The sequence below is a fragment of the Pseudomonas chlororaphis genome (assembly GCF_001921865.1).
In the GTDB taxonomy this organism is placed as follows: Bacteria; Pseudomonadota; Gammaproteobacteria; order Pseudomonadales; family Pseudomonadaceae; genus Aquipseudomonas; species Aquipseudomonas chlororaphis_D.
The window spans coordinates 1-17,882 of record NZ_MSCT01000021.1 but is presented as its reverse complement, the minus strand read 5'-3'; the positions used below and the strand labels follow the sequence as shown (position 1 = coordinate 17,882).

32 protein-coding genes are annotated in these 17,882 nt (G+C 55.4%); 31 read left to right on the top strand and 1 reads right to left on the bottom strand.

What is annotated here, in order from left to right:
* Nucleotides 1-10: 10 nt before the first annotated feature.
* The 31 genes from tuf to bfr all read left to right on the top strand — a co-directional run bounded on the left by tuf (nt 11) and on the right by bfr (nt 17,282).
* Nucleotides 11-1,204 carry an elongation factor Tu gene (gene tuf, locus BTN82_RS26680; RefSeq protein WP_075122036.1) on the top strand — a complete coding sequence of 398 codons (1,194 nt, stop codon included), beginning with the start codon at nt 11-13 and terminating at the stop codon, nt 1,202-1,204.
* A gap of 141 nt (nt 1,205-1,345) precedes the next feature.
* Nucleotides 1,346-1,657 carry a 30S ribosomal protein S10 gene (gene rpsJ, locus BTN82_RS26675; RefSeq protein ID WP_003186070.1) on the top strand — a complete coding sequence of 104 codons (312 nt, stop codon included), beginning with the start codon at nt 1,346-1,348 and terminating at the stop codon, nt 1,655-1,657.
* A gap of 80 nt (nt 1,658-1,737) precedes the next feature.
* Nucleotides 1,738-2,373 (top strand): 50S ribosomal protein L3, encoded by a 636-nt coding sequence (gene rplC, locus BTN82_RS26670; RefSeq protein WP_075122035.1) that lies wholly within the window; start codon nt 1,738-1,740, stop codon nt 2,371-2,373.
* A gap of 12 nt (nt 2,374-2,385) precedes the next feature.
* Nucleotides 2,386-2,988, top strand: coding sequence for a 50S ribosomal protein L4 (rplD, locus tag BTN82_RS26665; RefSeq protein ID WP_075122034.1), 603 nt, complete (start codon nt 2,386-2,388; stop codon nt 2,986-2,988).
* Entirely contained in the window at nt 2,985-3,284 is a 300-nt protein-coding gene (rplW, locus tag BTN82_RS26660) for a 50S ribosomal protein L23 (RefSeq protein WP_002555488.1), read from the top strand. The genes rplD and rplW overlap by 4 nt, the downstream gene beginning before the upstream one ends.
* 14 nt (nt 3,285-3,298) lie before the next feature.
* Nucleotides 3,299-4,123, top strand: a complete 825-nt coding sequence (gene rplB / locus BTN82_RS26655; protein WP_075122033.1) for a 50S ribosomal protein L2 — start codon at nt 3,299-3,301, stop codon at nt 4,121-4,123.
* Between the two features lie 16 nt (nt 4,124-4,139).
* On the top strand, nt 4,140-4,415 hold the full coding sequence (rpsS, locus tag BTN82_RS26650; protein WP_002555486.1) for a 30S ribosomal protein S19: 276 nt from the start codon (nt 4,140-4,142) through the stop codon (nt 4,413-4,415).
* Nucleotides 4,416-4,428: 13 nt separating this feature from the next.
* Nucleotides 4,429-4,761: a 50S ribosomal protein L22 gene (gene rplV / locus BTN82_RS26645; RefSeq protein WP_003103908.1), complete on the top strand. Its 333-nt coding sequence runs from the start codon at nt 4,429-4,431 to the stop codon at nt 4,759-4,761.
* 13 nt (nt 4,762-4,774) lie between these two features.
* Nucleotides 4,775-5,461, top strand: a complete 687-nt coding sequence (gene rpsC / locus BTN82_RS26640) for a 30S ribosomal protein S3 (protein ID WP_007924192.1) — start codon at nt 4,775-4,777, stop codon at nt 5,459-5,461.
* A 12-nt stretch (nt 5,462-5,473) separates the two neighbouring features.
* Nucleotides 5,474-5,887: a 50S ribosomal protein L16 gene (rplP, locus tag BTN82_RS26635; protein WP_003228729.1), complete on the top strand. Its 414-nt coding sequence runs from the start codon at nt 5,474-5,476 to the stop codon at nt 5,885-5,887.
* Entirely contained in the window at nt 5,887-6,078 is a 192-nt protein-coding gene (rpmC, locus tag BTN82_RS26630; protein ID WP_002555481.1) for a 50S ribosomal protein L29, read from the top strand. The genes rplP and rpmC overlap by 1 nt, the downstream gene beginning before the upstream one ends.
* A gap of 2 nt (nt 6,079-6,080) precedes the next feature.
* The gene (gene rpsQ, locus BTN82_RS26625) at nt 6,081-6,347 is read left to right on the top strand and encodes a 30S ribosomal protein S17 (protein WP_003194644.1); all 267 of its coding nucleotides are present in this window, start codon (nt 6,081-6,083) and stop codon (nt 6,345-6,347) included.
* Nucleotides 6,348-6,370: 23 nt separating this feature from the next.
* Nucleotides 6,371-6,739 carry a 50S ribosomal protein L14 gene (gene rplN / locus BTN82_RS26620; RefSeq protein WP_002555479.1) on the top strand — a complete coding sequence of 123 codons (369 nt, stop codon included), beginning with the start codon at nt 6,371-6,373 and terminating at the stop codon, nt 6,737-6,739.
* An 11-nt stretch (nt 6,740-6,750) separates the two neighbouring features.
* On the top strand, nt 6,751-7,065 hold the full coding sequence (gene rplX, locus BTN82_RS26615; RefSeq protein WP_003186046.1) for a 50S ribosomal protein L24: 315 nt from the start codon (nt 6,751-6,753) through the stop codon (nt 7,063-7,065).
* Nucleotides 7,066-7,085: 20 nt separating this feature from the next.
* Complete coding sequence (rplE, locus tag BTN82_RS26610; RefSeq protein WP_007924186.1) at nt 7,086-7,625, top strand: 50S ribosomal protein L5; 540 nt, start codon at nt 7,086-7,088, stop codon at nt 7,623-7,625.
* A gap of 13 nt (nt 7,626-7,638) precedes the next feature.
* The gene (gene rpsN / locus BTN82_RS26605; RefSeq protein WP_003228726.1) at nt 7,639-7,944 is read left to right on the top strand and encodes a 30S ribosomal protein S14; all 306 of its coding nucleotides are present in this window, start codon (nt 7,639-7,641) and stop codon (nt 7,942-7,944) included.
* Between the two features lie 208 nt (nt 7,945-8,152).
* Entirely contained in the window at nt 8,153-8,545 is a 393-nt protein-coding gene (gene rpsH, locus BTN82_RS26600; protein ID WP_003228724.1) for a 30S ribosomal protein S8, read from the top strand.
* Between the two features lie 12 nt (nt 8,546-8,557).
* Nucleotides 8,558-9,091, top strand: a complete 534-nt coding sequence (gene rplF / locus BTN82_RS26595; protein WP_007924185.1) for a 50S ribosomal protein L6 — start codon at nt 8,558-8,560, stop codon at nt 9,089-9,091.
* A gap of 10 nt (nt 9,092-9,101) precedes the next feature.
* The gene (gene rplR / locus BTN82_RS26590; RefSeq protein ID WP_003186037.1) at nt 9,102-9,452 is read left to right on the top strand and encodes a 50S ribosomal protein L18; all 351 of its coding nucleotides are present in this window, start codon (nt 9,102-9,104) and stop codon (nt 9,450-9,452) included.
* A 3-nt stretch (nt 9,453-9,455) separates the two neighbouring features.
* Nucleotides 9,456-9,956 carry a 30S ribosomal protein S5 gene (gene rpsE / locus BTN82_RS26585; protein ID WP_007924184.1) on the top strand — a complete coding sequence of 167 codons (501 nt, stop codon included), beginning with the start codon at nt 9,456-9,458 and terminating at the stop codon, nt 9,954-9,956.
* A 2-nt stretch (nt 9,957-9,958) separates the two neighbouring features.
* On the top strand, nt 9,959-10,135 hold the full coding sequence (gene rpmD / locus BTN82_RS26580; RefSeq protein ID WP_003176408.1) for a 50S ribosomal protein L30: 177 nt from the start codon (nt 9,959-9,961) through the stop codon (nt 10,133-10,135).
* 3 nt (nt 10,136-10,138) lie between these two features.
* A complete protein-coding gene (gene rplO / locus BTN82_RS26575) occupies nt 10,139-10,573 on the top strand; it encodes a 50S ribosomal protein L15 (protein WP_007924183.1) in 435 nt (144 codons plus the stop codon).
* A complete protein-coding gene (secY, locus tag BTN82_RS26570; RefSeq protein WP_007924182.1) occupies nt 10,574-11,902 on the top strand; it encodes a preprotein translocase subunit SecY in 1,329 nt (442 codons plus the stop codon).
* 24 nt (nt 11,903-11,926) lie between these two features.
* The gene (rpmJ, locus tag BTN82_RS31245; RefSeq protein WP_002555468.1) at nt 11,927-12,043 is read left to right on the top strand and encodes a 50S ribosomal protein L36; all 117 of its coding nucleotides are present in this window, start codon (nt 11,927-11,929) and stop codon (nt 12,041-12,043) included.
* A 130-nt stretch (nt 12,044-12,173) separates the two neighbouring features.
* Nucleotides 12,174-12,530: a 30S ribosomal protein S13 gene (gene rpsM, locus BTN82_RS26565; RefSeq protein WP_009045849.1), complete on the top strand. Its 357-nt coding sequence runs from the start codon at nt 12,174-12,176 to the stop codon at nt 12,528-12,530.
* 30 nt (nt 12,531-12,560) lie between these two features.
* A complete protein-coding gene (rpsK, locus tag BTN82_RS26560) occupies nt 12,561-12,950 on the top strand; it encodes a 30S ribosomal protein S11 (RefSeq protein ID WP_007924177.1) in 390 nt (129 codons plus the stop codon).
* Nucleotides 12,951-12,968: 18 nt separating this feature from the next.
* Complete coding sequence (gene rpsD, locus BTN82_RS26555; RefSeq protein ID WP_003176404.1) at nt 12,969-13,589, top strand: 30S ribosomal protein S4; 621 nt, start codon at nt 12,969-12,971, stop codon at nt 13,587-13,589.
* A 22-nt stretch (nt 13,590-13,611) separates the two neighbouring features.
* The gene (locus tag BTN82_RS26550; RefSeq protein ID WP_007924176.1) at nt 13,612-14,613 is read left to right on the top strand and encodes a DNA-directed RNA polymerase subunit alpha; all 1,002 of its coding nucleotides are present in this window, start codon (nt 13,612-13,614) and stop codon (nt 14,611-14,613) included.
* A 42-nt stretch (nt 14,614-14,655) separates the two neighbouring features.
* Nucleotides 14,656-15,042 carry a 50S ribosomal protein L17 gene (gene rplQ, locus BTN82_RS26545; RefSeq protein ID WP_007924175.1) on the top strand — a complete coding sequence of 129 codons (387 nt, stop codon included), beginning with the start codon at nt 14,656-14,658 and terminating at the stop codon, nt 15,040-15,042.
* A 171-nt stretch (nt 15,043-15,213) separates the two neighbouring features.
* On the top strand, nt 15,214-16,662 hold the full coding sequence (locus BTN82_RS26540; RefSeq protein WP_075122032.1) for a catalase: 1,449 nt from the start codon (nt 15,214-15,216) through the stop codon (nt 16,660-16,662).
* Between the two features lie 155 nt (nt 16,663-16,817).
* The gene (bfr, locus tag BTN82_RS26535) at nt 16,818-17,282 is read left to right on the top strand and encodes a bacterioferritin (protein ID WP_075122031.1); all 465 of its coding nucleotides are present in this window, start codon (nt 16,818-16,820) and stop codon (nt 17,280-17,282) included.
* Nucleotides 17,283-17,398: 116 nt separating this feature from the next.
* Here bfr and BTN82_RS26530 read toward each other — a convergent pair.
* Nucleotides 17,399-17,882: ATP-binding cassette domain-containing protein (locus BTN82_RS26530; protein WP_148169619.1), on the bottom strand; the 484-nt coding region annotated here is incomplete at its 5' end.

Genomic DNA, 17,882 nt, shown 5'->3' with positions numbered 1-17,882 from the left:
GTTAATTGTCGTGGCTAAAGAAAAATTTGAACGTAACAAACCGCACGTCAACGTTGGCACTATCGGTCACGTTGACCACGGTAAAACCACTCTGACCGCTGCTCTGACCCGCGTCTGCTCCGAAGTTTTCGGTTCGGCCAAGGTTGACTTCGACAAGATCGATAGCGCCCCGGAAGAAAAAGCTCGCGGTATCACCATCAACACCGCTCACGTTGAATACGATTCGTCCGTGCGTCACTACGCACACGTTGACTGCCCAGGTCACGCCGACTACGTAAAAAACATGATCACCGGTGCTGCCCAGATGGATGGCGCGATCCTGGTTTGCTCGGCCGCTGATGGTCCGATGCCGCAAACTCGTGAGCACATCCTGCTGTCCCGTCAGGTTGGCGTTCCGTACATCGTTGTCTTCCTGAACAAGGCTGACATGGTTGACGACGCTGAGCTGCTGGAACTGGTTGAGATGGAAGTGCGCGATCTGCTGAGCACTTACGACTTCCCAGGTGATGACACTCCAATCATCATCGGTTCGGCTCTGATGGCTCTGAACGGCCAAGACGACAACGAAATGGGTACCACCGCTGTTAAGCGTCTGGTAGAAACTCTGGATACCTACATCCCAGAGCCTGAGCGTGCCATCGACAAGCCGTTCCTGATGCCAATCGAAGACGTATTCTCGATCTCGGGTCGCGGTACTGTTGTGACTGGTCGTGTTGAGCGTGGCATCGTCCGTATTCAGGAAGAAGTTGAGATCGTTGGTCTGCGCGATACTCAGAAAACTACCTGCACCGGCGTTGAAATGTTCCGCAAGCTGCTCGACGAAGGTCGTGCTGGCGAGAACTGCGGCGTTCTGCTGCGTGGCACCAAGCGTGACGACGTGGAGCGTGGTCAGGTTCTGGTTAAGCCAGGTACCGTTAAGCCGCACACCAAGTTCACCGCAGAAGTTTACGTTCTGAGCAAGGAAGAAGGCGGTCGTCATACTCCGTTCTTCAAAGGCTACCGTCCACAGTTCTACTTCCGTACTACTGACGTGACCGGTAACTGCGAGCTGCCAGAAGGCGTTGAAATGGTAATGCCAGGCGACAACATCCAAATGGTTGTCACCCTGATCAAAACCATCGCGATGGAAGATGGTCTGCGTTTCGCTATCCGTGAAGGCGGTCGTACCGTCGGCGCTGGCGTCGTAGCCAAAGTCATCGAGTAATAGTCGATGATGTGAAAAAGCCCCCGCTTTGCGGGGGCTTTTTTATTGGGTTGACACCTATGGGGGCCGTCTATAGAATTGCGCCTCCTTTTAACGGGCGCATTGCGCCCGGTGGGAATAGCAGCCGGAGTCTGAAATCCAATGCAAAATCAGCAAATCCGTATCAGGTTGAAGGCTTTCGACCATCGCCTGATCGACCAATCCACCCAGGAAATCGTGGAAACCGCGAAACGTACTGGTGCTCAAGTGCGTGGTCCTATTCCACTGCCTACCCGTAAAGAGCGGTTCACCGTTCTGGTCTCTCCGCACGTCAACAAAGACGCGCGTGACCAGTACGAGATCCGTACTCATAAGCGTGTACTGGACATCGTCCAGCCAACGGATAAAACCGTTGATGCGCTGATGAAGCTTGATCTTGCGGCAGGTGTGGAAGTGCAGATCAGCCTCGGCTAAGACTTCGGTCTGGTCGTGTAACGCTCTGAAATGGGCGGCCATAGCGGGTGAAAGCCCCGTACACTCATGAGGTTTACAACATGACTATTGGTGTAGTCGGTCGTAAGTGCGGTATGACCCGCATTTTCACCGAAGAAGGTGTCTCCATTCCGGTCACGGTCATCGAGATCGAGCCGAATCGTGTCACCCAGTTCAAAACTGAAGAAACCGATGGCTATCGTGCAGTGCAAGTCACTGTCGGTGAGCGTCGTGCTTCGCGCGTGACTGCTGCTCAAGCAGGTCACTTCGCCAAAGCAAACGTTGCCGCTGGTCGTGGCGTCTGGGAATTCCGTCTTGAAGACGGCGAGTTCCAGGCTGGCGACCTGATCAACGCTGAACTCTTCGCTGCGGGCCAACTGGTAGATGTTACCGGTCAGTCCAAGGGTAAAGGCTTTGCCGGTACCATCAAGCGCTGGAACTTCCGCGGTCAGGACAACACCCACGGTAACTCCGTTTCCCACCGCGTCCCGGGCTCTATCGGCCAGTGCCAGACTCCTGGTCGTGTATTCAAGGGCAAAAAAATGTCCGGTCATATGGGCGCCGAGCGCGTGACCGTTCAGTCCCTGGAAGTAGTGCGCGTCGACGCTGAACGCAATCTGTTGCTGGTCAAGGGTGCCGTTCCTGGCGCTACTGGCGGTGATGTGGTTGTGCGTCCGGCTGCCAAGGCTCGCGGTTAAGGGGAAGCTGACATGCAACTAAATGTAAATGACGCTCAAGCGATCGAAGTTTCCGAACTGACTTTCGGTGGCGAATTCAACGAGACGCTGGTTCACCAAGCAGTCGTGGCCTACATGGCCGGCGGCCGTCAGGGCACCAAGCAACAGAAAACCCGTTCCGACGTAGCTGGTGGCGGTAAGCGCCCATGGCGTCAGAAGGGTACTGGTCGCGCTCGTGCCGGTACTATCCGTAGCCCAATCTGGCGTGGCGGCGGTACCACTTTCGCAGCTCGTCCACAGGATCACTCCCAGAAGCTGAACAAGAAGATGTATCGCGCAGCAATGCGTTCCATCCTTGCTGAGCTGGTGCGTACTGATCGTCTGGTCGTGGTTCAGGATTTCGCTGTTGAAACTCCAAAAACCAAAGATCTGCTGGGCAAGCTGAACAACATGAGTCTGACCGACGTTCTGATCGTGTCTGACGCTGTTGATCAGAACCTGTACCTGGCTGCTCGTAACCTGCCACACGTTGATGTTCGTGATGTGCAAGGTTCCGATCCAGTTAGTCTGATCGCATACGACAAGGTGTTGATCACTGTGTCGGCCGTGAAGAAATTCGAGGAGCTGCTGGGATGAACCAGGAACGCGTATTTAAAGTTCTGCTTGGCCCGCACGTTTCCGAGAAGGCTACGGTTCTGGCAGACAAGAAAGGCCAGTTCGTTTTCAAGGTTGCTACCGATGCAACCAAGCTGGAAATCAAGAAGGCCGTCGAAAGCCTGTTCAGCGTGAAAGTGGAGCGCGTTACTACCCTGAATGTTCTGGGTAAGAGCAAGCGTACCGCTCGCGGTCTGGGCAAGCGTAATGACTGGAAGAAGGCAGTTATCTCCCTTCAGCCAGGCCAAGATCTCGATTTCAGCAGCAGTGCTGAGTAAGGAAGGGGTGCATCATGGCAATCGTTAAATGCAAACCGACTTCCCCTGGCCGCCGTTTTGTGGTCAAGGTGGTCAACCAGGAGCTGCATAAAGGCGCTCCTCACGCACCGCTGATCGAGAAAAAATCGAAGTCTGGTGGTCGTAACAACAATGGCCGCATCACTACTCGTCACGTAGGTGGTGGTCATAAGCAGCATTACCGTCTGGTCGACTTCCGTCGCAACGACAAGGACGGCATCGCCGCCACTGTCGAGCGTATCGAATACGACCCAAACCGTACTGCTCACATCGCCCTGCTGTGCTACGCAGACGGCGAGCGTCGCTACATCATCGCACCTAAGGGTGTGAGTGCTGGCGACCAGCTGATCGCGGGTGCTCTGGCTCCAATCAAGCCAGGCAACTCCCTGCAGCTGCGCAACATTCCAGTGGGTAGCACCGTTCACGGCATCGAACTGAAGCCGGGCAAGGGTGCGCAAATCGCTCGTTCCGCTGGTGCTTCGGCTCAGTTGATCGCTCGCGAAGGTGTCTATGTGACCCTGCGTCTGCGCTCTGGTGAAATGCGTAAAGTACTGGCCGAGTGCCGTGCGACCCTGGGCGAAGTCTCGAACTCCGAGCACAGCCTGCGTTCGCTGGGTAAAGCTGGTGCCAAACGCTGGCGTGGCGTTCGCCCAACCGTTCGTGGTGTTGCCATGAACCCGGTTGACCACCCACATGGTGGTGGTGAAGGTCGTACCTCTGGTGGTCGTCATCCGGTATCGCCATGGGGCTTCCCGACTAAGGGCGCGAAGACTCGTGGTAATAAGCGTACCGACAAAATGATCGTCCGTCGTCGCAAGTAAATAGAGGGATACGACAGTGCCACGTTCTCTGAAAAAAGGTCCTTTTATTGATCTTCACCTACTGAAGAAGATCGAAGTGGCGGCGGAAAAGAACGATCGCAAACCAGTTAAGACCTGGTCGCGCCGTTCCATGATCCTGCCACAAATGGTCGGTCTGACCATTGCTGTGCATAACGGTCGTCAACATGTTCCAGTTCTCGTGAACGAAGACATGGTCGGCCACAAACTGGGCGAGTTCGCCGGTACCCGTACATATCGCGGGCACGTGGCTGACAAGAAAGCCAAGCGTTAAGGGGTAAGGAACGATGGAAGTAGCCGCTAAGTTGTCGGGCGCTCGAATCTCCGCCCAGAAAGCCCGCTTGGTCGCCGACCAGATCCGCGGGAAGAAGGTGGGCGAAGCGCTCAACCTGTTGGCTTTCAGCAGTAAGAAAGCCGCCGAGATCATGAAGAAAGTGCTGGAGTCGGCCGTAGCCAACGCCGAGCATAACGAAGGCGCAGACGTTGATGACCTTAAGGTCTCCACCGTTTTCGTCAACGAAGGGCGTTCGCTGAAGCGCATCATGCCACGTGCCAAAGGCCGTGCTGATCGCATCGTCAAGCGGTCTTGCCATATCACTGTCAAGGTTGCTGACAAGTAACGGAGTCGAAGAGATGGGTCAGAAAGTACATCCCATTGGCATTCGCCTGGGAATCGTCAAGGAGCACACCTCCGTCTGGTACGCAGACGGTCGGACTTATGCGGACTATTTGCTCGCAGATCTGAATGTGCGTGAGTACCTCCAAGACAAACTAAAAAGCGCGTCCGTAAGCCGTATCGATATCCATCGTCCGGCTCAAACTGCACGCATCACCATCCACACCGCTCGTCCCGGCATCGTGATCGGCAAGAAAGGTGAAGATGTTGAAAAACTGCGTCAGGACCTGACCAAGCAAATGGGTGTGCCTGTGCACATCAATATCGAAGAGATCCGCAAGCCGGAGCTCGACGGTATGCTGGTTGCCCAGAGCGTAGCTCAGCAGCTGGAGCGTCGTGTAATGTTCCGCCGCGCTATGAAGCGCGCAGTACAGAACGCCATGCGCATTGGTGCCAAAGGCATCAAAATCCAAGTGAGCGGTCGTCTCGGCGGTGCTGAAATCGCACGTACTGAATGGTATCGCGAAGGTCGTGTGCCACTGCACACCCTGCGTGCCGATATCGACTATGCCACCTACGAAGCTCACACCACTTACGGTGTGATCGGTGTAAAGGTTTGGATCTTCAAAGGCGAAGTAATTGGTGGTCGCCAAGAAGAGCTGAAGCCGCAAGCACCTGCGCCTCGTAAAAAAGCTGCTAAGTAAGGGGTACGCCAAATGTTGCAACCAAAGCGTACGAAGTTCCGCAAGCAAATGACCGGCCACAACCGTGGTCTGGCATTGCGCGGTAGCAAAGTCAGCTTCGGCGAGTTCGCGTTGAAGTCTGTTGCTCGTGGTCGTCTCACCGCTCGTCAGATCGAGTCGGCACGTCGTGCTCTGACCCGTCACGTAAAACGTGGCGGCAAGATCTGGATCCGTGTATTCCCGGACAAGCCTATTTCCAAAAAACCACTCGAAGTTCGGATGGGTAAAGGTAAGGGTAACGTCGAATACTGGGTTGCCCAGATTCAGCCAGGCAAAGTCCTGTATGAAATCGAGGGTGTTTCTGAAGAGCTGGCGCGTGAGGCTTTCGCCCTGGCTGCTGCAAAGCTGCCGCTCGCCACCTCCTTTGTTAAACGGACGGTGATGTGATGAAAGCGAATGAACTTCGTGAAAAATCCGCACAGCAGCTGAACGAGCAACTGCTCGGCCTGCTGCGCGACCAGTTCAATCTGCGTATGCAGAAGGCAACTGGCCAGTTGGGGCAGTCTCATCTGCTCTCGCAAGTTAAGCGTGACATCGCTCGCGTGAAGACTGTGCTCAACCAGCAGGCAGGTAAGTAATCATGGCTGAAGCCGAAAAAACTGTCCGTACGCTGACTGGCCGTGTTGTCAGCGACAAGATGGACAAGACCATCACCGTTCTGATCGAGCGTCGCGTTAAGCACCCTATCTACGGTAAATACGTTAAGCGTTCGACTAAGCTGCACGCGCACGACGAAACCAATCAGTGCCACATCGGCGACAAAGTCACTATTCGTGAAACTCGTCCGATGGCCAAGACCAAGTCTTGGGCTCTGGTTGATGTTCTCGAACGCGCTGTGGAAGTCTAAGGGCTAAGGGTCGGAGAAATTATATGATTCAGACTCAATCCATGCTCGATGTGGCCGATAACAGCGGCGCTCGCCGCGTTATGTGCATCAAGGTGCTGGGTGGCTCCCATCGTCGTTACGCTGGTATCGGTGACATCATCAAAGTTACCGTCAAGGAAGCAATTCCTCGCGGTAAGGTGAAGAAAGGTCAAGTGATGACTGCTGTTGTAGTCCGCACTCGCCATGGTGTTCGTCGCGCTGACGGCTCCATTATCCGCTTTGATGGCAACGCTGCTGTTCTGCTGAACAACAAGCAAGAGCCGATCGGCACCCGTATCTTTGGGCCAGTGACCCGTGAACTTCGTACTGAGAAGTTCATGAAGATCGTCTCGCTCGCCCCAGAAGTGCTGTAAGGAGATCCGACATGCAAAAGATTCGTCGTGACGACGAGATCATCGTGATCGCCGGCAAAGACAAGGGTAAGCGCGGTAAGGTGCTTAAGGTTCTCGCTGACAACCGTCTGGTTGTTGGTGGTTTGAACCTGGTTAAGCGTCATACCAAGCCTAACCCGATGTCGGGCGTACAGGGCGGTATCGTCGAGAAAGAAGCGCCACTGCACGCTTCCAACGTCGCCATTTTCAACGGCGAAACCAACAAGGCTGACCGCGTTGGTTTCAAAGTAGAAGACGGCAAGAAAATTCGTGTCTTCAAGTCGACCCAAAAAGCGGTTGATGCTTGAACACTGCTAGGTAGAAGACCATGGCACGACTACAAGAGATTTACCGGAAGGAAATCGCTCCGAAACTTAAGGACGAACTTAAGCTTTCGAACGTGATGGAAGTTCCGCGCGTTACCAAAATCACCCTGAACATGGGTCTGGGCGAAGCGATCGGCGACAAAAAAGTCATCGAGCACGCTGTTGCTGACCTGGAAAAGATCACCGGCCAGAAAGTCGTTGTGACCTACGCTCGGAAATCCATCGCTGGCTTTAAAGTCCGTGAAGGTTGGCCGATCGGTGTCAAGGTGACCCTGCGCCGTGAGCGTATGTACGAATTCCTGGATCGTCTGCTGTCGATCTCCCTGCCTCGGGTTCGCGACTTCCGCGGCCTGAATGCCAAGTCCTTCGATGGTCGTGGTAACTACAGCATGGGCGTGAAAGAGCAGATCATCTTCCCGGAAATCGACTACGACAAGATCGATGCTCTCCGCGGTCTGGACATCACCCTGACCACCACTGCCAAGAACGATGATGAAGGCCGCGCTCTGCTGCGTGCTTTCAAATTCCCGTTCCGCAACTGATTGGAGTAGGAAAATGGCCAAGAAGAGCATGAAAAACCGTGAGCTGAAGCGTCAGCTCACTGTTGCCAAGTACGCCACCAAGCGTGCAGCGCTGAAAGCTATCATCGTCGATCTGAACGCAAGTCCAGAAGCGCGTTGGGAAGCTACCGTAGCTCTGCAGAAGCAGCCACGTGACGCAAGCGCTTCGCGCATGCGTAACCGCTGCCGCCTGACTGGTCGTCCGCATGGCGTTTACCGCAAGTTCGGCCTTGGCCGTAACAAGCTGCGTGAAGCTGCAATGCGTGGTGACGTACCAGGTCTGGTTAAAGCCAGCTGGTAATAGCTATCAAAGTCGCGGCGTTCAGGGTTGCAAGATCCTGACCGCCGGTGGCCTTGAACATGAATCAAGCCCCTTTTGGGGCTTGATTCATTTCTGGGGTGTGTCTAGAATGACCGGCTCGCCTGAGCCCGTGTTTTTTGCCCGGAATTTCTCAGCGACAAGCTGTAGCCGTAAGGCTTATTTTTTTTGTATCAGGAGCGTCTAGCCCATGAGTATGCAGGACCCGTTAGCGGACATGCTAACTCGAATCCGTAATGCCCAGATGGCTGAAAAGTCCGTCGTAAGCATGCCGTCTTCCACGCTGAAGGTGGCTGTAGCAAAAGTCCTGAAGGACGAAGGTTACATCGCGGGTTATCAGATCAGCAGCGAAACCAAACCACTGCTGTCCATCGAGCTGAAATACTTCGAAGGCCGTCCGGTCATCGAGGAAGTGAAGCGCGTTAGCCGTCCAGGCCTGCGTCAGTACAAGTCCGTTGAAGATCTGCCGAAAGTTCGTGGCGGTCTCGGCGTGTCTATCGTCTCCACCAACAAAGGTGTGATGACTGATCGTGCTGCGCGCGCTGCCGGTGTCGGCGGCGAAGTTCTTTGCACTGTGTTCTAAGGGGGGATAAGCATGTCTCGCGTCGCTAAGAACCCCGTTAAGCTGCCAGCTGGTGTCGAAGTTAAATTCGCCGGCCAACAGCTTTCGGTGAAGGGTGCCAAGGGCACTCTCGAACTGAACGTACACTCGTCCGTTGAAATTGTTCAGGAAGCTGGTGAGCTGCGTTTCGCTGCTCGCAACGGCGACCAACAAACTCGCGCAATGGCCGGTACCACTCGTGCGTTGGTAAACAACATGGTCCAGGGCGTAAGCCAAGGCTTCGAGCGCAAGCTCCAGCTGGTCGGTGTTGGTTACAAAGCGCAAGCAAAAGGCACAGTGCTGAACCTGGCCCTTGGCTTCTCGCACCCAGTGGACTACGAACTGCCGGAAGGCATCACCGCTGAGACTCCTAGCCAGACCGATATCCTGATCAAGGGCATCGACAAGCAGCTGGTAGGTCAAGTGGCCGCTGAGATCCGCGACTTCCGTCCACCAGAGCCTTACAAAGGTAAAGGTGTGCGCTACGCGGACGAAGTCGTCCGTCGTAAAGAAGCCAAGAAGAAGTAGGGCATAGCAAATGACCGACAAAAAAGTTACTCGACTGCGTCGCGCTCGCAAAGCACGCCTGAAAATGCACGAACTCGAAGTCGTGCGTCTCTGCGTGTTCCGCTCTTCGCAGCACATCTACGCCCAGGTCATTTCGGCCGACGGCAACAAAGTCCTGGCAAGTGCCTCGACTTTGGATAAAGAACTGCGTGATGGCGCCACTGGCAACATCGACGCGGCCACTAAGGTTGGCCAGCTGGTCGCTACGCGTGCAAAAGCCGCTGGCGTCTCGCAGGTGGCTTTCGACCGCTCTGGCTTCAAGTACCACGGTCGCGTCAAGGCGCTGGCTGATGCTGCTCGTGAAGCTGGGCTGGAGTTCTAAGTTATGTCAAATAACGACCAAAAGCGCGACGAAGGCTACATTGAGAAGCTGGTTCAAGTTAACCGTGTAGCCAAAACCGTAAAAGGCGGCCGTATCTTCACTTTCACCGCGTTGACCGTGGTTGGTGATGGTAAAGGTCGCGTTGGCTTCGGCCGTGGCAAGTCGCGTGAAGTGCCTGCTGCGATCCAGAAGGCAATGGAAGCTGCTCGCCGCAACATGATCCAGGTTGATCTGAACGGCACCACTCTGCAGTACGCAATGAAGTCCGCTCACGGCGCTTCCAAGGTGTACATGCAGCCTGCTTCTGAAGGTACCGGTATCATCGCTGGCGGCGCTATGCGCGCTGTTCTCGAAGTTGCTGGCGTTCAGAACGTTCTGGCCAAGTGCTACGGCTCGACTAACCCAGTAAACGTGGTTCACGCCACTTTCAAGGGTTTGAAAGCAATGCAGTCCCCTGAATCCATTGCCGCCAAGCGTGGCAAAAGTGTCCAGGAGATCATCTGATCATGGCTACCGTTAAAGTAACGCTGATCAAAAGCATGACCGGCCGCATCCCTAACCACAAACTGTGCGTTAAGGGTCTGGGTCTGCGTCGCATCGGTCACACTGTAGAAGTCCAAGATACTCCCGAGAACCGTGGGATGATCAACAAGGCTTACTACATGCTGCGTGTCGAGGGTTAATCGATGAAACTCAATGATCTGAGTCCAGCGCCGGGTTCCCGTCGCGAAAAGCATCGTCCGGGCCGTGGTATCGGTAGTGGTTTGGGTAAGACTGGTGGCCGTGGTCACAAAGGTCAGACCTCTCGCTCCGGTGGCACCATTGCTCCAGGCTTTGAAGGCGGTCAACAGCCGCTGCATCGTCGCCTGCCGAAGTTCGGTTTCGTATCCCTGAAGGCCATGGATCGCGCAGAAGTGCGTCTGTCCGAGCTGGCTAAAGTGGAAGGCGACATCGTTACCGTGCAGTCCCTGAAAGATGCCAACGTGATTAACCAGAACGTACAGCGTGTGAAAATCATGCTGTCCGGCGAAGTTACTCGCGCTGTGACCATCAAGGGTATCGCCGCCACCAAAGGTGCGCGTGCGGCTATCGAAGCAGCTGGCGGCAAGTTCGAGGAATAAATGGCTAAGCAAGGTGCTCTCTCTGCGCTCGGCAAAGGCGGTATGTCTGAACTCTGGGCTCGTCTGCGTTTTCTGTTCCTGGCGATTATCGTCTACCGAATAGGCGCACACATCCCGGTTCCAGGTATCAACCCTGACCGACTCGCAGACCTGTTTCGACAGAATGAGGGGACCATTCTTAGCTTGTTCAACATGTTTTCCGGCGGCGCGCTGGAGCGGATGAGCATCTTTGCGCTGGGGATCATGCCGTACATCTCGGCATCGATCATCATGCAGCTGATGACAGCCGTCAGCCCGCAGCTGGAACAGTTGAAGAAGGAAGGTGAAGCTGGCCGTCGCAAGATCAGCCAGTACACCCGCTACGGCACTGTCGTCCTAGCTCTTGTTCAGGCCATCGGCATGTCCGTCGGCCTGGCAGGGCAGGGCGTTGCGTTCACTGGTGACTTTGGCTTCCATTTCGTCGCGGTATCCACTTTTGTGGCTGGCGCGATGTTCATGATGTGGCTGGGTGAGCAGATTACTGAGCGTGGTGTTGGCAACGGTATCTCGATGTTGATTTTCGCAGGTATCGTCGCCGGTCTTCCGAGAGCAATCGGGCAGTCTTTCGAGTCTGCACGTCAGGGTGATATCAACATTTTCGCTCTGGTTGCCATCGGTTTGCTGGCAGTAGCGATTATCGGTTTTGTGGTGTTCATCGAGCGTGGTCAGCGTCGTATTGCTGTTCACTACGCCAAGCGTCAGCAGGGCCGTAAGGTGTTTGCTGCGCAGACTAGCCACTTGCCGCTGAAAGTGAATATGGCCGGTGTTATTCCTGCTATTTTCGCGAGCAGCATTTTGCTGTTTCCGGCTTCGTTGGGTGCCTGGTTCGGTCAGTCTGAAGGTATGGGCTGGTTGCAGGACATCTCGCAGTCGATCGCTCCTGGTCAGCCGTTGAATATTCTGCTGTTTAGTGCAGGGATTATTTTCTTCTGCTTCTTCTATACGGCGTTGATGTTCAATCCGAAAGACGTAGCGGAAAACCTGAAGAAGTCCGGTGCCTTTATTCCGGGCATCCGTCCAGGTGAGCAGTCTGCGCGCTACATTGATGGCGTTCTGACTCGCTTGACCATGTTCGGTGCTCTATATATGACGGCCGTCTGCCTGTTGCCACAGTTCCTGGTGGTTGCAGCAAACGTTCCGTTCTACCTTGGCGGGACCTCGTTGCTGATCGTGGTCGTGGTTGTTATGGACTTTATGTCGCAAGTACAATCGCACCTCGTTTCGCACCAGTACGAATCCCTGATGAAGAAAGCCAACCTGAAGGGTTACGGCAGCGGCATGCTGCGCTGACCCATAAGGTTCGAGGAGTTGGTGATGAAAGTTCGTGCATCGGTGAAAAAGCTGTGCCGTAACTGCAAGATTATTCGCCGCGAAGGTGTTGTTCGAGTAATTTGCAGCGCGGAACCGCGTCACAAACAGCGCCAAGGCTGAGTGTGATTGTGCTTCAAGCCCGGTAGCTAGTGCGCTGCCGGGTTGATTATTTGTTATTACAGCGATATTATCTCGCGCCCTATTTCTTGGCTTCCGGGGCGTAGGTAGCTGTCAATTGGAGTCCCACTGAATGGCCCGTATTGCAGGCGTTAACATTCCAGATAACAAGCATACTGTTATCTCGCTGACCTACATCTATGGTGTTGGTCGCACGACTGCGCAGAAAATCTGTGCAGAGACTGGGGTCAACCCAGCCGCAAAGATCAAAGATCTGAGCGACGAGCAAATTGAACAGCTGCGTGGCGAAGTGGCGAAGTTCACCACTGAAGGTGACCTGCGTCGCGAAATCAACATGAAAATCAAACGCTTGATGGATCTGGGCTGCTACCGCGGTCTGCGCCATCGTCGTGGTCTGCCAGTACGCGGTCAGCGTACCAAGACCAACGCGCGTACTCGCAAAGGTCCGCGTAAGCCGATCCGCAAGTAATCGCACCAGCGAATCGACAGGAATTTAGTCATGGCAAAACCTGCTGCTCGTCCTCGTAAAAAGATTAAAAAGACAGTGGTTGATGGCATCGCCCACATCCACGCGTCTTTCAACAACACCATCGTGACCATCACCGACCGTCAAGGTAACGCTCTTTCCTGGGCTACCTCCGGTGGTTCGGGTTTCCGCGGTTCCCGCAAGTCCACCCCGTTCGCTGCTCAAGTAGCTGCTGAACGTGCTGGTCAAGCTGCGCTGGAATATGGCCTGAAAAACCTTGACGTTAACGTCAAGGGCCCAGGTCCAGGTCGTGAATCCGCAGTCCGCGCTTTGAACGGCTGTGGCTACAAGATCGCCAGCATCACCGACGTGACGCCAATCCCGCACAACGGGTGCCGTCCGCCGAAGAAGCGCCGCGTGTAATCCAGGAGATTGTAAAGAATGGCTCGTTACATTGGTCCAAAATGCAAACTGGCTCGTCGCGAAGGCACCGATCTCTTCCTGAAGAGCGGCGTGCGCGCTATCGAATCCAAGTGCAACATCGAAGCAGCACCTGGTATCCACGGCCAGCGCCGCGGTCGCCAGTCCGACTACGGCACCCAACTGCGTGAAAAGCAGAAGGTCCGTCGTATCTACGGCGTTCTCGAGCGTCAATTCAGCGGCTACTACAAAGAAGCAGCTGGCAAGAAAGGCGCAACCGGTGAAAACCTGCTGCAACTGCTCGAATGCCGTCTGGACAACGTTGTATACCGTATGGGCTTCGGTTCGACTCGTGCCGAATCCCGTCAGCTGGTATCGCACAAGTCGATCAGCGTAAACGGTCAGACCGTTAACGTACCGTCCTACCAGGTTCGTGCTGGTGACGTGGTTGCTGTTCGCGAGAAAGCAAAAAACCAACTTCGCATTGTCCAAGCTCTCGATCTGTGTGCCCAACGTGGCCGCGTAGAATGGGTAGAAGTAGACACTGAGAAGAAGTCGGGCGTTTTCAAGAACGTTCCTGCTCGCAGTGATCTGTCCGCCGACATCAACGAAAGCCTGATTGTCGAGCTCTACTCCAAGTAAGGGCTAGAAAATAGGTGCATCCATGCAGATTTCGGTAAATGAGTTCCTGACACCCCGCCATATTGATGTGCAGGTTGTCAGTCCAACCCGCGCCAAGATCACCCTCGAGCCTCTCGAGCGTGGTTTTGGCCACACCCTGGGCAACGCGCTGCGCCGCATCCTGTTGTCCTCAATGCCCGGCTGTGCAGTAGTCGAGGCCGAGATTGACGGTGTGCTCCACGAGTACAGCGCCATCGAAGGTGTACAGGAAGACGTAATTGAAATCCTGTTGAACCTTAAAGGTCTGGCTATCAAGCTGCACGGCCGTGACGAAGTTACGCTGACCTTGTCGAAGAAGGGTTCGGGGGTGGTTACCGCTGCCGATATTCAGCTGGATCATGATGTCGAGATCGTTAACCCCGATCACGTAATCGCTAACCTGGCGTCTAACGGCGCCCTGAACATGAAGCTCGTTGTAGCTCGTGGTCGTGGTTATGAACCGGCAGACTCGCGTCAGAGCGATGAAGACGAAAGCCGCAGCATCGGTCGCTTGCAGCTCGACTCTTCGTTCAGCCCGGTTCGCCGTATCGCATACGTGGTGGAAAACGCCCGTGTCGAACAGCGTACCAACCTGGACAAGCTGGTTATTGATCTGGAAACCAACGGTACTCTGGATCCTGAAGAGGCTATCCGCCGCGCTGCAACCATCCTGCAACAGCAGTTGGCTGCGTTCGTCGACCTCAAGGGTGACAGTGAGCCAGTGGTAATCGAGCAGGAAGACGAGATCGATCCGATCCTGCTTCGCCCGGTTGACGATCTGGAACTGACTGTACGTTCGGCTAACTGCCTTAAGGCGGAAAACATTTACTACATCGGCGACCTGATTCAGCGTACCGAAGTAGAACTGTTGAAGACTCCGAACCTGGGCAAGAAATCCTTGACCGAAATCAAGGACGTTCTGGCCTCCCGCGGTCTGTCCCTCGGCATGCGCCTCGACAACTGGCCGCCTGCAAGTCTTAAGAAGGACGACAAGGCGACTGCCTGATCGTCGTAATCACCGAACGTTGTGTTTGGTAAGGAATGAACCATGCGTCATCGTAAAAGTGGTCGTCACCTGAGCCGCACCAGCTCGCACCGCAAGGCCATGTTCCAAAACATGGCGGTGTCGCTGTTCGAGCACGAGCTGATCAAAACTACACTGCCGAAAGCTAAAGAACTGCGCCGCGTTGCTGAGCCGCTGATCACTTTGGCCAAGACAGACAGCCTGGCTAACCGCCGTCTGGCTTTCGACCGTACTCGTTCGAAAGCTATCGTTGGTAAGCTCTTCAACGACCTGGGCAAGCGTTACGCTACCCGTGAGGGTGGCTACCTGCGTATCCTCAAGTGCGGTTTCCGCGCTGGCGACAACGCGCCTATGGCGTACGTCGAGTTGGTTGATCGTGCTGTCGGCGGTGAAGCTGTATCCGCTGAATAAGACGTCAAATACAAAGAACCGGGCCTAGTGCCCGGTTTTTTGTTTTTGGTTCATTAGAAGTTTTCTATCGATAGCAATCATTTAATGAATTTGATGGTGTCATGTTAATGGTCAATACTCCTCGTCAGCCGATTAGCCGGCAGTTCCAAGACTGACAGAGGAAGATTGAGCATGAGCCAGAACAAAACGCTTACCACCGCCAGTGGCGCTCCAGTCGCCGACAACCAGAATTCTCGTTCCGCCGGCCCTCGCGGCCCGCTGCTGCTCGACGATTTTCATCTGATCGAGATGCTCGCCCACTTCAACCGTGAAAACATTCCTGAGCGCCGTGTGCATGCCAAAGGCTCGGGAGCCTACGGCACTTTTACCGTTACCCGGGATATCACCCAGTATACCAGCGCCAAGCTTTTCGAGTCCGTGGGTAAGCAAACCCCGACCTTCCTGCGCTTCTCGACCGTGGGTGGCGAACGTGGCTCAGCCGATACCGAGCGCGATCCGCGGGGTTTTGCCCTGAAGTTCTATACCGAAGAAGGTAACTGGGACATCGTTGGCAACAACACGCCGATCTTCTTTATTCGCGACCCTCTGAAGTTTCCCGATTTTATCCACACCCAGAAACGCCTGCCGCAGAGCAACCTGAAGAGCGGGCAGGCGATGTGGGACTTCTGGTCGCACTCCCCTGAGGCGCTGCACCAGGTCACTATCCTGTTCTCGGATCGCGGGATCCCGGATGGCTATCGTCATATGCACGGCTTTGGCAGCCACACCTACAGTCTGATCAGCGCCAAGGGCGAGCGTCACTGGGTGAAATGGCACTACAAGACCAAGCAAGGCATCAAGAACCTGGCGCCGGCCGAGGCTGCACGCTTGGCCGGTACTGACCCGGACTATGCCCAGCGCGACCTTTTTAATGCGATCGAACGCGGCGACTTCCCGAAGTGGCGCGTGTGCATTCAGATCATGACTGAGGCTGAGGCGGCGGCGCACTACGAGAACCCGTTCGACGTGACCAAGACCTGGTCGCAGAAAGAGTTTCCGTTGATCGAGGTCGGTGAGCTGGAGTTGAACCGTAATCCGCTCAACTATTTCGCCGAAGTCGAGCAGGCGGCCTTTGGTCCGAGCAACATGGTTCCGGGCGTGGGCCTGTCACCGGACCGCATGCTGCAAGGTCGTGTATTCGCCTACGCTGATGCTCACCGCTACCGTGTGGGCACCAACCACCAGCAACTGCCGGTGAACGCCCCGCGTAGCCTGGTGAACAGCTACCAGCGCGACGGTGCCATGGCGTTTGGCAGCAACGGCGGTGCGGCGCCAAACTACGAGCCGAACAGCTACGCCGACGCGCCGAAGCAGGCTCCTCGCTATGCCGAGCCGGCCCTGGCGCTCAGCGGTGCGGCCGATCGTTACGATCACCGTGAAGACACCGACTACTACAGCCATGCAGGCGCCCTGTTCCGCCTGATGAACGATCAGCAGAAAGCGCTGTTGATCGACAACATTGCCGGTGCGATGGCGGGCGTCAGTGCGGATGTGGTTCAGCGTCAGTTGCAGCATTTCTTCAAGGCCGACCCGGCTTATGGAGAAGGAGTCGCAAAGGCGTTGGGCGTACAGCTTAACTAAGTCTAAACGAGAAGCAGAACCGCCCTCATTTGGGCGGTTTTTGCGTTTTTTCGGCTACTTTTCTCTGAAAATCTTCACTTTGTTAGCGTTTTTCAAGTGACCTGCAAGTCAGCATGGTTCAAAATACAGACTTTCAAGCAGGGAGATGTAGGGCGATGCAAGGTCACCCGGACGTAATCGATTACCTCAACACGTTGCTGACGGGCGAACTGGCGGCGCGTGACCAATATTTCATCCACTCGCGTATGTATGAGGACTGGGGCTTCAGCAAGCTCTACGAACGCATCAATCACGAGATGGAGGAAGAGGCGCAACACGCCGATGCATTGATGCGCCGCATCCTGATGCTCGAAGGAACGCCACGCATGCGCCCTGACGATCTGGATATCGGTACCACGGTGCCGGACATGTTCGCCGCCGACCTGCGCTTGGAGTACAAGGTTCGCGCTGCCCTGTGTAAGGGCATCGAGCTTTGCGAGAAGCACAAGGACTATGTCAGCCGCGACATGCTGCGGGTGCAGTTGGCCGATACCGAAGAAGATCACACCTACTGGCTGGAAAAACAGCTGGGTCTGATCAAGTCGATCGGTCTGGAAAACTACCTGCAATCGCAGTTCTGATAGGTTAAGCGCGTCTCGCTGGGTCGCCGCAGGAGCGAGCTTGCTCGCGATAGCGGTTCCAGGAGCGCAAAAAAAGCCCCCGCCATTGTGAAATGGCGGGGGCTTTTTCATAGGGCTCAGGCCCGGTCGCGGGTCAGCAGTGGCTTGAGGTAGTAGCCAGTGTGGGATTGCGGCATTTCCGCCAGTTGCTCCGGCGTACCCACGGCAATGATCTGCCCGCCCTTGGAGCCGCCTTCAGGGCCAAGGTCCACGAGCCAGTCGGCGGTCTTGATCACGTCCAGGTTGTGCTCGATCACCACCACGGTGTTGCCGTGGTCGCGCAGGCGATGCAAGACGTCCAGCAGTTGCTGGATGTCGGCGAAGTGCAGACCGGTGGTCGGTTCGTCGAGGATGTAGAGGGTCTTGCCGGTATCACGCTTGGACAGCTCGCGAGACAGTTTGACCCGCTGCGCCTCGCCGCCGGACAAGGTGGTCGCCGACTGTCCCAGCTTGATATAGGAAAGCCCTACGTCCATCAGCGTCTGCAGCTTGCGCGCCAGTGCCGGCACCGGGTCGAAGAACTCGCGCGCTTCCTCGATGGTCATTTCCAGGACTTCGTGG

What these genes read in the sequence shown, in the direction of transcription:
- rpsH (WP_003228724.1), top strand. Translation starts at nt 8,153, where the DNA reads ATGAGTATGCAGGACCCGTTAGCGGACATGCTAACTCGAATCCGTAAT.
- rplC (WP_075122035.1), top strand. Translation starts at nt 1,738, where the DNA reads ATGACTATTGGTGTAGTCGGTCGTAAGTGCGGTATGACCCGCATTTTC.
- BTN82_RS26540 (WP_075122032.1), top strand. Translation starts at nt 15,214, where the DNA reads ATGAGCCAGAACAAAACGCTTACCACCGCCAGTGGCGCTCCAGTCGCC.
- rplN (WP_002555479.1), top strand. Translation starts at nt 6,371, where the DNA reads ATGATTCAGACTCAATCCATGCTCGATGTGGCCGATAACAGCGGCGCT.
- rplB (WP_075122033.1), top strand. Translation starts at nt 3,299, where the DNA reads ATGGCAATCGTTAAATGCAAACCGACTTCCCCTGGCCGCCGTTTTGTG.
- rpmD (WP_003176408.1), top strand. Translation starts at nt 9,959, where the DNA reads ATGGCTACCGTTAAAGTAACGCTGATCAAAAGCATGACCGGCCGCATC.
- rpmC (WP_002555481.1), top strand. Translation starts at nt 5,887, where the DNA reads ATGAAAGCGAATGAACTTCGTGAAAAATCCGCACAGCAGCTGAACGAG.
- rpsD (WP_003176404.1), top strand. Translation starts at nt 12,969, where the DNA reads ATGGCTCGTTACATTGGTCCAAAATGCAAACTGGCTCGTCGCGAAGGC.
- rplX (WP_003186046.1), top strand. Translation starts at nt 6,751, where the DNA reads ATGCAAAAGATTCGTCGTGACGACGAGATCATCGTGATCGCCGGCAAA.
- rpsM (WP_009045849.1), top strand. Translation starts at nt 12,174, where the DNA reads ATGGCCCGTATTGCAGGCGTTAACATTCCAGATAACAAGCATACTGTT.
- rpsN (WP_003228726.1), top strand. Translation starts at nt 7,639, where the DNA reads ATGGCCAAGAAGAGCATGAAAAACCGTGAGCTGAAGCGTCAGCTCACT.
- rplV (WP_003103908.1), top strand. Translation starts at nt 4,429, where the DNA reads ATGGAAGTAGCCGCTAAGTTGTCGGGCGCTCGAATCTCCGCCCAGAAA.
- rpsC (WP_007924192.1), top strand. Translation starts at nt 4,775, where the DNA reads ATGGGTCAGAAAGTACATCCCATTGGCATTCGCCTGGGAATCGTCAAG.
- rplR (WP_003186037.1), top strand. Translation starts at nt 9,102, where the DNA reads ATGACCGACAAAAAAGTTACTCGACTGCGTCGCGCTCGCAAAGCACGC.
- rplE (WP_007924186.1), top strand. Translation starts at nt 7,086, where the DNA reads ATGGCACGACTACAAGAGATTTACCGGAAGGAAATCGCTCCGAAACTT.
- rpsQ (WP_003194644.1), top strand. Translation starts at nt 6,081, where the DNA reads ATGGCTGAAGCCGAAAAAACTGTCCGTACGCTGACTGGCCGTGTTGTC.
- rpsJ (WP_003186070.1), top strand. Translation starts at nt 1,346, where the DNA reads ATGCAAAATCAGCAAATCCGTATCAGGTTGAAGGCTTTCGACCATCGC.
- BTN82_RS26550 (WP_007924176.1), top strand. Translation starts at nt 13,612, where the DNA reads ATGCAGATTTCGGTAAATGAGTTCCTGACACCCCGCCATATTGATGTG.
- rplQ (WP_007924175.1), top strand. Translation starts at nt 14,656, where the DNA reads ATGCGTCATCGTAAAAGTGGTCGTCACCTGAGCCGCACCAGCTCGCAC.
- rplO (WP_007924183.1), top strand. Translation starts at nt 10,139, where the DNA reads ATGAAACTCAATGATCTGAGTCCAGCGCCGGGTTCCCGTCGCGAAAAG.
- rpsK (WP_007924177.1), top strand. Translation starts at nt 12,561, where the DNA reads ATGGCAAAACCTGCTGCTCGTCCTCGTAAAAAGATTAAAAAGACAGTG.
- rpsE (WP_007924184.1), top strand. Translation starts at nt 9,456, where the DNA reads ATGTCAAATAACGACCAAAAGCGCGACGAAGGCTACATTGAGAAGCTG.
- secY (WP_007924182.1), top strand. Translation starts at nt 10,574, where the DNA reads ATGGCTAAGCAAGGTGCTCTCTCTGCGCTCGGCAAAGGCGGTATGTCT.
- rplD (WP_075122034.1), top strand. Translation starts at nt 2,386, where the DNA reads ATGCAACTAAATGTAAATGACGCTCAAGCGATCGAAGTTTCCGAACTG.
- bfr (WP_075122031.1), top strand. Translation starts at nt 16,818, where the DNA reads ATGCAAGGTCACCCGGACGTAATCGATTACCTCAACACGTTGCTGACG.
- rplF (WP_007924185.1), top strand. Translation starts at nt 8,558, where the DNA reads ATGTCTCGCGTCGCTAAGAACCCCGTTAAGCTGCCAGCTGGTGTCGAA.
- rplW (WP_002555488.1), top strand. Translation starts at nt 2,985, where the DNA reads ATGAACCAGGAACGCGTATTTAAAGTTCTGCTTGGCCCGCACGTTTCC.
- rplP (WP_003228729.1), top strand. Translation starts at nt 5,474, where the DNA reads ATGTTGCAACCAAAGCGTACGAAGTTCCGCAAGCAAATGACCGGCCAC.
- rpmJ (WP_002555468.1), top strand. Translation starts at nt 11,927, where the DNA reads ATGAAAGTTCGTGCATCGGTGAAAAAGCTGTGCCGTAACTGCAAGATT.